1 protein-coding gene is annotated in these 14016 nt (G+C 66.1%); it reads left to right on the top strand.

Annotation, left to right across the window (positions count from 1 at the left end; genetic code table 11):
• Nucleotides 1-317: 317 nt before the first annotated feature.
• The gene (locus AB0J29_RS04965) at nucleotides 318-13964 is read left to right on the top strand and encodes an amino acid adenylation domain-containing protein (RefSeq protein ID WP_364779389.1); all 13647 of its coding nucleotides are present in this window, start codon (nucleotides 318-320) and stop codon (nucleotides 13962-13964) included.
• The last annotated feature ends 52 nt before the right edge of the window (nucleotides 13965-14016 follow it).

Raw genomic sequence — 14016 nt, 5'->3', positions numbered from 1 at the left:
TGGAAAACCGACCTCCAGTCTTCCCTAAGCGTTAGCTTGTAGTTAGCTAGGTTATAATGGGATCTGACGGGCTTCGACGTTATTGCGGCATTTCTGCCGTTGACCGCGCGAATCTGTAAAGTTTGCAGAAAGATAGCCTGCGAAAGTGCCTTGCTGCCAACGTCGTTCGAAGTGAAACAAATCCGCAACGCTGGCCATCCGCTGCATTAGATGCTCCGAATCTATGGGCGTGGATCACGTCCTACGGCTGGCGCGTGCGCGCCTGCGGTGGCGGTGCTCGGGGAGTTGTGCATCAACAGCGGCAGAAGGAGTGATTGATGAAGTCATTGGCCACGGATCGCGTCGACCAATGCTCTTCCGGTGAATTCCCGGCACAACCGTTCGCACTGTCGCCTGCGCAAACAGCCCTTTGGTACGCCCAACGGATCCGCCCGGATGTTCCGCTGACCATCGCGCAGTATGTCGAGATCCACGGCGATTTGGACGTCGGCCGCCTGCTGTACGCGATCGAACGGTTCGGTGTCGAAACGCAGGTCGGACACGTGCGGCTGGTCGAGATCGACGGTGTCCCGCATCAGGTGATCGACCATGCGCGCCGCCCGGGCTGGGCCCGCATCGATCTGCGCGACGAGCCCGATCCGCACGCTGCCGCACTGCGCTGGATGAATGAGCACGCCAGCTCACCGATCGATTTCGAGCACGATCCGCTGACCACGAACATCGTGCTGCGGACCGGCGAATCCGACTACATCTGGTATGCACGCGGCCATCACATCGTGATCGACGGCTACGGCGCGATGAACGCACTCACCCGCACCGCGGAGATCTATACGGCGGTGGAGAACCGCACCGAACCCGCGGTATCCCGAGCCGCACCGCTGGCCACCATCTATGCGGACGAATCCACTTACCGCGACTCCAGCCGGTTCCGCAACGACCGCGACTACTGGCTCGAGCAATTGGTGGGCGCGGGGGGACCGATGACGCTGTCCAGCGTGAACGGCCTCACCGCCGCCCCCGATGCGGGGCGGCGGCGTGCTTGCGCAGTCCTCGACGAACGCGCCGAGACCGCCATGACCGCGGTCACCGCCGAACTCGAGACCCAGAGCTCGACCATGTTCGTCGCCGCACTGGCTGCCTATGTGCGGTCGGTCACCGGCAATCCCGACGTGGTCCTGAGCCTGCCGGTGTCGGCGCGGACCACGGTCGCGCTGCGTCGCTCCGCCGGCGTGGTCTCGAATGTGGTACCGATCCGGGTGCGCTTCGATGCCGATACCACTGTGCGCGATGTGGTGCGCGCCGCCGAATTGCAGATCACCGGTGCGCTGCGCCACCAGCGCTACCGACACGATGACATCCGCCGCGATTGCGGCTACTCCCGCGATGCGCGCGGGTTCTTCGGCCCGATGGTCAACATCATGCTGTTCCACGATGAGCTGAAGTTCGGCAGTCTGCTCGGCTCGCTGCATGTGCTGGCCACCGGTCCGGTCGAGGACCTGTCCATCAATCTGTACAACGGCGAGGGTGGTCGCATCCATATCGACTTCGAGGCCAATCCGCAGCTCTACGCGGAGTCCGAGGTCACCGCGCACCATAGTCGGTTCCTGGACTTCCTGACCCGATTCCTCGCCGCCGAACCCGATGCGCGCGCCGAGAGCCTCATCGCCATCACCGATGACGAGCACCAGCGCGTGGTGCGCACCTGGAACGCCACCGAGACCGCGCCGCAGCAGGGGACACTGCCCGGCCTGTTCGCCGATCGCGCGATGACCTGCCCGGATGCGGTCGCGCTCGAATTCGGAGACGCGACACTGACTTACCGCGAACTCGATGAGCGTGCCAATCGGTTGGCCCGACTGCTCATCGCGCGCGGCGCGGGCCCGGAGACGGTGGTCGGGCTGTACCTGCGGCGCAGCCTCGAACTGGTCGTCGGTATGTATGCGATCGTCAAGGCGGGCGCGGCGTACCTGCCACTGGATGCAGATCACCCGGTCGAGCGCATCGAACAGATCCTTGAACAGGCCGATCCGGTCTGCGTATTGATCACGACCCGAGACGAACTCGCGCTCCCCGCTGCCGCGGAGGCGGTGGCGATCGATACCGTCGACCTCGCGGATTTCGCCGCCCATCGGATCACCGACACCGACCGTCTCGCCCCGCTGCGGGCCGATCATCTCGCGTATGTGATCTTCACCTCAGGCTCGACCGGAAAGCCCAAGGGCGTTGGCGTGACCCACGCCGCGATCGTCAACCGGCTGCGCTGGATGCAGCACGAATATCCGCTCGCCGACGCCGACGCCGTGCTGCAGAAGACCCCGGCCACCTTCGATGTCTCGGTCTGGGAATTCTTCTGGCCCTTGCAGATCGGCGCGCGACTCGTCGTCGCGATGCCCGACGGCCATCGCGATCCCGGCTACCTGGCCCGGACAATCGCCGAAAAGTCCATTACCGTAGCCCATTTCGTGCCGTCCATGCTTTCGGTGTTCGTCACCGATACCGACCTGCGCGGCTGCACCACGTTGCGCCAGGTGTTCTGCAGCGGTGAAGCGTTGCCCGCGGCCACCGTTCGTGATTTCCACAAGGCTCTGCACGGGCCGCAGCTGCATAATCTGTACGGGCCGACCGAGGCCACCGTAGATGTCACCTACTGGTCGTGCCCGGCCGATGCGGATACCGTGCCGATCGGGTCGCCGGTGTGGAACACCCAGACCTACGTCCTGGACACACGCTTACGACCGGTACCGCCGGGGGTCGCCGGCGAGCTGTACCTCGCTGGTGTGCAACTGGCGCGTGGTTACCTCGGCCAATCCCGGTTGACCGCCGACCGTTTCGTGGCCAACCCGTTCACCCCGGGCGCCCGGATGTACCGCACCGGCGATCTGGCGCGTTGGCAGGGCGATCCGGATCTCGGTAGTCATCAGGGGGGTTCGGGGCGGGGTGTTCTCGAATACCTGGGCCGCAGCGACTTCCAGGTCAAGATCCGCGGTCTGCGCATCGAACTCGGCGAGATCGAAGCGGCACTGCTGGCCGACGAACGGGTCGCTCGTGCGGTCTGCGTCGCCCACCGTGGTCGTACCGGCGACGAACTCGTCGCCTATGTCGTTGCCGCCCCGGACTTTTCGGAAAATTTGGACAGGACTGCGCTGCTGAACGCATTGCGTCGCACGCTGCCCGGCTACCTGGTGCCCTCGGTGCTGATGGTGCTCGCCGAACTACCGTTGAGCCCGAACGGCAAAATCGACCGCAATGCGCTGCCCGAACCGGTCGCCGACCGCCCGTCCGGCCAGCTCACCGTCGAACCTCGCACCGAGGTGGAGCGGGTGCTCGCCGGTATCTTCGCCGAAGTTCTCGGCATCGACGGAATCGGTGTCGAGGACGGCTTTTTCGATCTCGGCGGCAATTCGCTGATCGCCGCCCGCGCGGTCGCGCGGATCAATGCCGCTCTCGGCACCGGACTGACCATCCGCGACCTGTTCGAGGCGTCGACCATCACCGCGTTGATAGAACGCTTTGCCACCGACAACCCGGATGCGTCCTCCCCGAAGCTGGTACCGGTCGAACGGCCGGAAAGGATTCCGCTGTCGCTGGCCCAGCAGCGGCTGTGGATCCTCAACCGTTTCGCCGAACACACCGCCGCCTACAACATGCCGCTGGCAGTCGAATTCGACGGACCCATCGATCTCGCGGCGCTGCGTGCCGGACTCGTCGATGTGATCGAACGGCACGAATCCCTGCGCACCACCTTCCCGGATGCGCCCGAAGGCCCGTACCAGCTCATACATCCGGCCACCGATATCCCGCTCACCCTGGATCCGATCGACGCGACCGGCGCCGATGTGCGCGCACTCGCCGAGGAGTTCGCCGGATACGGCTTCGATCTGCGCAGCCAGGCCCCGATCCGGGTGGCCCTGTGGTCCACCGGACCGGATCGGCACGTATTCCTCATCGTGCTGCACCACATCTGCGGTGACGGCTGGTCGGTCGCACCGATGGCCAGGGATTTGATGTCCGCGGCAGCCGCACGGGCGAAGGGCATCGCACCACAGTGGAACCCGCTGCCGGTGCAGTACGCCGATTTCGCCCTGTGGCAGCGCGAACTGCTCGGCGAGGAAGCCGATCCGGCTAGTGCGCTGAGCCGCCAGCTCGCATACTGGCGCTCGGCCCTCGCCGGGCTGCCGGACCAGCTCGACCTGCCGCTGGATCGTCCGCGCCCGCTACGCCGCTCCACCGACGGCGGCCGGGTCGAATTCACCATCGCACCCGAGATCCGCAGCGCCGCAGGCGAACTTGCGGCCAGCCGTGGTGTCAGCATGTTCATGGTGCTGCATGCCACACTGGCCATCCTGCTCGCGCGGTTGTGCACGAGCACCGATATCGCCATCGGCACCCCGATCGCGGGCCGCTCGGATCCGGCACTCGACGATCTCGTCGGCATGTTCGTCAACACACTCGTACTGCGGACCGAGGTCGATCCGGCCGCCGGATTCGACGAGATGCTCGATGTGGTCCGCGAAACCGATCTCAATGCCTTCGCCAATGCGGATGTGCCGTTCGAGCGACTGGTCGAACTCGTCAACCCGGCGCGCTCCGCCGCCAGGCACCCGCTGTTCCAGGTGATGCTGTCCTATGACCGCGCACCGGATTTGAGCATCGACCTGCCCGGTGTGCAGGCGCGGGTGCTGCCGATCGCCGCGGATATCGCGAAGTTCGATCTGCAACTCGAGCTGCACGACGGCGTCGCCGAGGGACCGCTGCACGCCGAATTCGGCTATGCCACCGATATTTTCGACAAGCGCACGGTCGAATCGTTCGCCCGGCGCTTCATCGCCATGCTCAGTGCTGTCGTCGCCGAGCCGAATCGCCCGGTCGGCGATCTGCATATCCTGGACACCCGCGAGACCGCGAAGCTGGTACCGATTGCCGGTGCCCCGGGCGAGCCCTCGATCACCTTGGCGCAGTTGTTCACCGATATCGCGGAGCGGCTGCCGGATGCGGCCGCCGTGCGCTACAAGGGCGTCGACACCAGTTACCGCCAACTCGACGAGATGTCGAACCGCTTGGCGCGCACGCTGATCGAGCATGGTGCTGGACCCGAGGTCGTGGTGGCGATCGCGTTGCCGCGCAGCCTCGATTCCATCGCGGCCATCTGGGCCGTGGCGAAAACCGGTGCCGCATATGTGCCGATCGATCCGAGCTATCCGGGCGAGCGGATCGGGCACATGATCGCCGATTCCGGCGCCATGCTCGGGTTGACCGTTGCGGAATCCATGGCCACCATGCCTGCCTGGCCTGCCGCACGTGGCAGGCACCGCAAGCACGATGTCGATTGGCTGGTGCTGGGTTCGGATGAGCTGATCGCCGAATCCGCCCGCCACTCAACCGATCCCGTCACCGATGCAGATCGCAGCTACCCGCTGCGCACCGGACATCCGGCCTACCTGATCTACACCTCGGGTTCCACCGGAAAGCCCAAGGCCGTGATCATCACCCATGCCGGTATCGCCTCGCTCGCACAAGAGCAGATGCATCTGTTCGGTGTCACGGATTCGGCGCGCACGCTGCACTTCTCCTCGCCCAGCTTCGACGCATCGGTGCTGGAGATGCTGCTCGGGTTCGCGGCCGGCGCCACCATCGTGGTCGCACCCGCGGGTATCTACGGCGGCACGGAACTCGCCGATCTGCTGCGCGCGGAGCGGATCACCCATGCGTTCATCACGCCGGCCGCCCTCGCCACCGTGCCGGAGGCGGGGCTCGACGAGCTCGAGGCCGTCATCGTCGGCGGTGATGCGTGCTCGGAGGAGCTGGTAGAACGGTGGTCGGCCAGGCACCGCATCCACAATATGTACGGACCTTCCGAGGCGACCGTCGCGGCCACCGCCAGCGGCCCGATGCGGCCGGGGCGCCCGGTGCCGCTCGGGATGCCGGTGCGCGGTATGCGGTTGTTCGTGCTGGACGGTCGACTGCATCCGGTGCCACCGGGCACCCCAGGCGAGCTGTACCTGTCCGGTCCGGGCCTGTCTCGCGGCTACCTGGGCCGATACAGCCTTACCGCACAGCGCTTCCCGGCCAACCCACACGGTAGGCGCGGTGAAAGGATGTACCGCACCGGCGATCTCGTGGTCTCGGATCCGGCCGGACAGCTGCGCTTCCTCGGCCGCGCCGACGATCAGATCAAGATCCGCGGTTTCCGCATCGAACTGCGCGAAATCGACCATGTCCTGCGCGCCCATCCGGGTGTGACCGCCGCGCTCACCATTGTGCACACCGACGAACACGGCCAGCCCCGCCTGGTCGCGTACGTGACCGCGGACGAACCGATCGACGCCGCCGATATCACCGAGACCGCGCGTCAGCGGCTTCCCGGCTATATGGTGCCCGCTTCGATTGCGGTACTCGACGAGATGCCCGTCACCCAGGCCGGCAAGCTGGACCGAAAGGCGCTGCCCGCACCGATTTTCGCGGCGGCAGGTACCTCACGTGCCCCGAGTACGGAGCTGGAGCGGCGCGTCGCCGCCGCATTCGGCGAAATCCTCGGCCGTCCCGTGACCGGTGCCGAGGACAGCTTCTTCGACATCGGTGGCAACTCGCTGCTGGCCACCCGCCTCACCGCCGCGGTGCACGCGGAATTCGGCGTCGACCTGCCGGTGCGGCTGATCTTCGAGGCGCCGACGGTGGCCGGTATCGCGGAGCGGATAACGGAAGCGCCCCGGACGCAACGGTTGGCGCTGGCTGTGCACACCCCACGTCCGGGACGCATTCCATTGTCGCTGCCCCAGCAGCGACTGTGGTTCCTCAATCGATTCTCACCCGAATCGAGCGCTTACAACATCGCATTCGTCATTCGGATCGACGGCGATCTGGATGCGGCGGCACTGCGCGCCGCGCTGACCGATCTGGTCGAGCGGCACGAGGTGCTGCGCACCGTATTCCCGGAGGACGATCTCGGCGCCCAACAGTCGGTGCTCCCGACCGTCGAGGCGATGCCGGTGGTCGAGCCGGTCGCGACCGACGAAGGCGCCGCCGAACAGGCACTGCGAGCCCTGGCCCGCACCGGATTCGATCTCACCAAGGACATCCCGCTGCGGATCACCTTGCTGCGCACAGACTCTCGGCGGCATCTGCTCGGCATCGTGGTACATCACATCGCCGCCGACGGCTGGTCACTCGGCCCGCTGACGCGGGATCTGGCCACGGCGTATCTGGCACGGCGTGCGGGTGCCGCGCCCAGTTGGACGCCACTTCCGGTGCAGTACACCGATTTCGGGCTGTGGCAGCGCGCCTACCTCGGTGACGAGGCCGATCCGGACAGCCTCGCGGGCGCGCAACTCGAGTACTGGCGAACCGCACTCGCGGATCTGCCCGATGAACTGCCGCTGCCCTACGATCGGCTCCGGCCGGCCGAGCCGACGCAGGAGGCAGGTTCGGTGCGCTTCACCGTGCCCGAGCCTATGCAGCGGGCGCTGGCCGAACTCGCGCACGGACAGGGTGTCAGCATGTTCATGGTGCTGCGCTCGGCCCTCGCGGTCATGCTGCGGTTCATTACCGGCGGTCGGGATATCGTCATCGGCACGCCGATTGCGGGGCGCGCCGATACGAAGCTCGACGAGCTGGTCGGCATGTTCGTCAATACATTGGTGCTGCGCTCGAACGTCGACCCGGATATCTCGTTCGCCGTGCTGCTGCGCGCGGATCGGGATAACGAGCTGGCCGCCATGGCACACGCGGATATTCCATTCGAGCGTGTCGTCAACGAGCTGGGGCGCGATGCGCGCGGAAGCAGCCGACAGCCGCTGTTCCAGGTGGCGCTGACGGTGCAGGACGGGCCGGTGCCGTCGCTCGAACTACCCGATCTCGCGCTGCGTGCCGAGGAATTGGATATCGCGCTGGCCAAATTCGATCTGGAGCTGCGGGTCGCGGCCGCCGCTCGCGACGCCGGACCGGACGCGGGGGCGCATGCCTTCGAATTCGTATACGCCGCAGAGCTTTTCGATGCCGAGACGATCAGCACGCTGGCTGATCGCTTCCTGGCGGTACTGGCGGCCATTACCGCGACGCCGCAGGTGCTGGTCCGCGATATCGATGTGCGCACCGAATTCGAGCGTCGCCGGCTCACCCCGGCCACCGGCGGTGCGACCACGCCGCAGTGCACGCTGGCCGCATACTTCACCGCCACCGCGCATATGCATCCGCAGCGCACGGCAATTCGCGCGAGCGGCACCTCGCTGACCTACGCGGAGGTCGACGCACGCTCGAATCGGTTGGCACGGGTGCTGATCGAGCGCGGGCTCGGTTCGGGGGACCGGGTGGCCCTTGGCCTGACCCGCTCGGTCGACTCGGTCGTCACGATGCTCGCGGTGGCCAAGTCCGGTGCCGCATTCGTGCCGATGGATCCGAACTATCCGGCCGACCGGGTGCGGCATATGCTGATCGATTCCGGGTGCCGGGTGGGTGTCACGCTGGTCGAGCACGCCGATCTGCTGCCCGCGACCGCGGGCACCGACTGGCTGCTGCTGGATGCGCCCGAATTCATCGAGGAACTCGACGAATTCGAGGACTGCATGATCGACGGCTACGAACGCCTGCGCCCCGTCGAGATCGCCGATCTGGCATATGTGATCTACACATCGGGCTCGACCGGTAAACCCAAGGGTGTCGCTGTCACACACAGCGGCCTGTCGAACTTCGGCGACGAGCTCCGCGATCGGATGCGGATCGACAAGGATTCGCGCACGCTGCATTTCTCCTCCCCGAGCTTCGACGCGGCCATTCTCGATCTGCTGCTCGCGATCGGATCCGGTGCGACGATGGTGATCGTTCCGACCGATGTCTACGGCGGCGACGAACTGGCCGACCTGATGGAGCGTGAGTGTGTCACCCACATGTTCATCACCCCGGCCGCGCTGGCCACCATTGATCGGGAACGGTGGTCATTGCCGCACCTGCGTGCGCTGATGGTGGGCGGCGAGGCCCTCGGTCCCGAGTTGGTGGCCCGTTGGGCGCCGGGACGGCAGATGCACAACGGATACGGGCCGACCGAAACCACCATCGTCATCACGATCTCCGAGCCGATGGCGATCGGTGAACCGATCACCATCGGCACCCCGGTGCGCGGTGCGCGGGCAGTGGTGCTCGACGAGCGGCTGCGCCCGGTCCCGATCGGTGTGCCCGGCGATCTGTACCTCGGCGGATTCGGTGTCACGCGTGGATATCTCGATCGGTTCGAACTCACCGCGACACGATTCGTCGCCGACCCCTTCGGACCACCGGGATCGCGGATGTACCGCAGCGGTGACGTGGTGCGCTGGAATGCCGCGGGCGCGATCGTCTATCTCGGACGCAGCGACCATCAGGTCAAGGTGCGCGGCTTCCGCATCGAACTCGGCGAGATCACCAGTGCGCTCGTCACCCATGAGCAGGTGCGGTTCGCGCACACCGAGGTGCGCCATATCGCGGGTGCGGATCGGATCGTCTCGTTCATTCAGCCCGCCGACGCGACCGTACCGGATATCGATGCGGTGCGCGCCCATGTCGAGGAACAGCTTCCCGCGCATATGGTTCCGGCGAGTATTACTGTGCTGGACGGGATTCCGCTGACCCCGAGCGGCAAATTGGACGTCGCCGCGCTGCCGGAACCGCAGTTGATGGCGCGCACGGCGCAGCGAGCCCCTGCGACCGACTCCGAGCGGCTGGTCGCCGCGGTGATGGGCGAGTTGGTCGGTGCCGAGGTCGTGAACGCCGATGACAGCTTCTTCGAGATCGGCGGAAATTCGCTGCTGGCAACCCAACTCGTGGCTCGGCTGGCGGTAGCGACCAATACTCGGCTGGAGGTGCGCACCGTTTTCAGCACGCCGACGGTGGCCGAACTAGCGACGCTGCTCGATTCCGGATCCCGTGCGGACATCCGATCGGAGTTGGTGCGTCGTGAGCGGCCGGAGCGGATTCCGTTGTCGGCGGCGCAGTATCGACTGTGGTTCCTGAACCGGTTCAACCGGATCGGGGACGGCGCGGATCATGCCGACGGGGCCTACAACATCCCATTGGTGCTGCGGTTGCGCGGTGAGCTGGATGTCGATGCGCTGGTGCGGGCATTGTGTGCGGTGCAGCAGCGGCACGAGACGCTGCGGACGGTTTTCCCGGAGGTCGATGGGGTACCCACGCAGCGGATTCTCGACCCGGCCGATGCCGCCATCACGCCGTTCGTCGTGTCGATGTCATCGTCGGAAATACCGGGCGCGGTACAGAGTTTTGCCGCTCCGGGATTCGATCTCGCCTCGACCGTGCCGATGCGTGCCGCGCTCATCAAGGTCGAGCCGGACGAATCCAGCGACCCGCAACTGGGGGAGTCGACCGAGAACGTGCTGGTGCTCGTCGTGCACCACATCGCGATGGACGGCTGGTCGCTGGCACCTCTGGCCGCGGATGTGGCCGCCGCCTATGCGGCCGCACGCGGCGACTTGGCGCCGGACTGGCCGGAATCGGAGATCCAGTACGCGGATTACACACTCTGGCAACAGGATACGCTCGGCACCGAGGGCGATCCCGATTCGGTGGTACACCGCCAGCTCGACTACTGGCGCGGCACCCTGGACGGGATTCCGGAGCTGTTGAACCTGCCCGCGGACCGGTCGCGCCCGGCCGTGCCGACCTATCGCGGCGGCAACGTCGAGTGCGTGATCGACGCATTGACCCATCGGGAACTGCGAACGATTGCCGCCAGCAATAACGTGAGCATGTTCATGGTGCTGCACGCCGCGCTCGCGGTACTGCTGCATCGGATGACCGCGACCGACGACATCACCGTCGGTACGCCGATCGCCGGCCGCGGCGGCCATCCCGAGCTGGATCGGATGGTCGGCATGTTCGTCAACACGTTGGTGCTGCGCACCCGGATCGATCCGGACGCCAGGTTCACCGACCTGCTGCACGCCGTGCGCGATACCGATCTGGACGCGTTCGCGCATGCGGATCTGCCGTTCGAGCGGCTCGTCGAGGTGCTGAATCCGGTCCGTTCGCAGGCCCATCACCCGATGTTCCAGGTGATGCTCTCGGTGCAGAACCAGCCGGTGCAGGTGCTCGAGCTGCCCGGGCTGCGCATCGAGGCGGAGGATGTCGACACCGGTATCGCGAAGTTCGATCTGCAGTTCACGCTGACCGAATCCCACACCAGCACAAGGGAACCCGACGGCATAAAGCTGTCGGTCAATTACGCGAGCGATCTGTTCGACGAGGAGACCGCGCAGCGGCTCGGCCGGAGACTGGTTCGGCTGCTGGCGGGCGTCGCCGCGAACCCGACCACCGCCGTGGGGGATCTCGAGCTGCTCGATCCCGCAGAATGGTCCGGGCTGGCCCCGGTGCGCGGCACCGAGGCGGACCGCCCGGTCACCTTCCCGGAGGTGTTCGAGGCCGCGGTGAATGTCGACCGCAACGCCATCGCGCTGCGCTCGGGCGATACCCAGGTGAGCTACGACGCGCTCGACCGGTGGACCAACCGGTTGGCACGGGTGCTCATCGAATCCGGGGTCGGACCGGAAACACTAGTGGTATTGGGGATTCCGCGCTCGGTCGAATCGATTGCGACGATGCTGGCGGTGGCCAAGGCGGGTGCGGCATTCGTGCCGGTCGATCCGCTGTATCCGGCGCAGCGGATCTCCTATATGCTCACCGATTCCGGTGCGGCACTGGGGATCACGCTCGCCGCGTACCGTGATCAGATGCCCGGCGATGCCGAGTGGATCGTGCTCGACGATGCCGAATTCCGTGGGCGAGTGCGGGATACGTCTGATGTGCCGATCCGGCCCGCCGAGCGGACCAGTGTACTGCGGGTGGACAATCCGGCCTACGTCATCTACACCTCCGGCTCGACCGGCACACCAAAGGGCGTCGTGGTCACCCACGGTGGTCTGTCGAACTTCGCCGCGGAGACCGCGGAGCGCTTCGAGGTACGCCCCGGTTGCCGGGTCCTGCATTTTGCGACGCCGAGCTTCGATGCCGCGATGCTCGACCTGCTGTTTGCACTGGGTGGGGCGGCGACGCTGGTGATCACACCACCGGGTGTGGTCGGCGGAACCGAACTCGGCCAGGTGTTCATCGACGAGGGAATTACCCACGCGTTCATCACCACCTTGGCACTGGCCACGGTCGATCCGACTGGCGTCACCGAATTGGCGCATGTGCTGGTGGGCGGCGAGGCGCTGCCGCCGGAACTGGTGACGCGTTGGGCACCCGGACGCAATCTGTACAACGTGTACGGGCCGACGGAGACCACGATTGTCACGGTGATTTCCCAGCCCATGACGCCGGGCGGACCGATCACGATCGGTGGGCCGATTCGCGGCGTCAACGCGACCATCCTCGATGGGCGGCTGCACCCCGCGCCGGTCGGGGTGGCCGGTGAACTGCATCTGGCGGGTAGTGCGTTGGCGCGGGGCTATCTGAATCGTCCTGGGCTGACCGCGCAGCGGTTCATCGCGAATCCCTATGGCAAGCCGGGTGAAAGGATGTACCGCACCGGCGATCTCGTGCGCTGGTTCGGACACTGCTCCGACTCCGCTCGCGAAATCGAATACCTCGGCCGCACCGATCATCAGGTGAAGATTCGCGGCTTCCGTATCGAACTCGGCGAGATCGACGCCGCGCTTGCGCGACACGAGGCGGTCGAGTTCTCGACGACCATCGGTCATCGGACCCCCGCCGGTGCGATGGCATTGGTGTCGTATGTGAAGCCGTGCAATGGAATAACGCTAAGCGCGGCCGAGCTCACCGAACATCTCGCCGAGCGGGTGCCGAATTACATGATGCCGCAATCGATCATGCTGATCGACGAGATTCCGCTCAGCCCGGTCGGAAAGCTCGACCGAAAGGCGTTGCCCGAACCGGTCTTCAGTGCGAGCGAGGGCTATCGGGCGCCGATTACCCCGACCGAGGTGGAGCTGTGCGCCGCCTTCGCGACGGTGCTCGGCGTTGAAACAGTGGGTGTCGACGACGGATTCTTCGAACTCGGCGGTAACTCACTGCTGGCCACCAAGGTCGTAGCACAGCTGCGCGCCAACGGGATCGATCTTCCGGTGCAGCTGATGTTCGGCGATTCCACCCCGGCCGCCATCGCGGCGCGGCTGGACGGAGCCGGTAACGCCGACGCGGCCATCGCCGCGGCGCTGGATCCGGTACTGCCGATCCGCGCCCGCACCGACGCGAGCCGGGCCCCGCTGTTCTGTATCCACCCCGCGATCGGACTGGCCTGGTGCTACTCGGGCCTGCTCGCGCATCTGGCTGCCGACCGTCCGGTGTACGGATTGCAGGCACCGCATGTAGCGGGCGAGGACGGGTTCGATTCGATCAGCGAGGCCGCGGAAAGTTATGTGGCACATATCAAGTCGGTCCAGCCCGCAGGGCCCTACCACCTGCTCGGCTGGTCGCTGGGCGGCCTGATCGCGCACGAAGTGGCGGTCCAATTGCAGGATGCGGGCGAAGAGGTCGCGCTGCTGTCGATGATGGACAGCTACCAGCTGACCGACCAATGGCTCGAGCATGCGATCCCCACGGTGGCCGAGATCATCGGCGAATTCGGCAGCGCCGCCGATGCCGCCGAACTCGACCCGCGCATGACCCTGCGTGACGCCGCCGAACTGCTGCGCTCGCGTCCCGGACCGTTCGCGGCCTTGACCGTCGAACACCTGGAGCACCTCTACGCGGGCTACACCAATGGCACCGTCCTGGCCCACGGCTTCCGGCCCCGGACCTTCGATGGTGACCTGCTCTTCTTCACCGCGGCCGAAGACGAGATCAACCACACCGACCCGACCCGCTGCGCCGCGGCGTGGGCACCCTTTGTTACCGGCACCATCCACAACCACGACCTGCCTTGCAAACATTCGGCCATGACGACACCGGAGTCACTCGCCGTCATCGGTCCGGTGCTCAACGAGCAGCTGGAAGGCGCACCGGGGCCGGAGCCACGGTCGTGAGAGAGCGTTACGCACAATCCACAAAAACAGCACCCGTACGCATCGGCGAAAC

Origin of the sequence: Nocardia sp. NPDC049707 (assembly GCF_040674855.1) — a bacterium.
Classification (GTDB): domain Bacteria; phylum Actinomycetota; class Actinomycetes; order Mycobacteriales; family Mycobacteriaceae; genus Nocardia.
The sequence above is the reverse complement of the archived record's forward strand: the minus strand, read 5'-3'. Positions and strand labels throughout refer to the sequence as shown.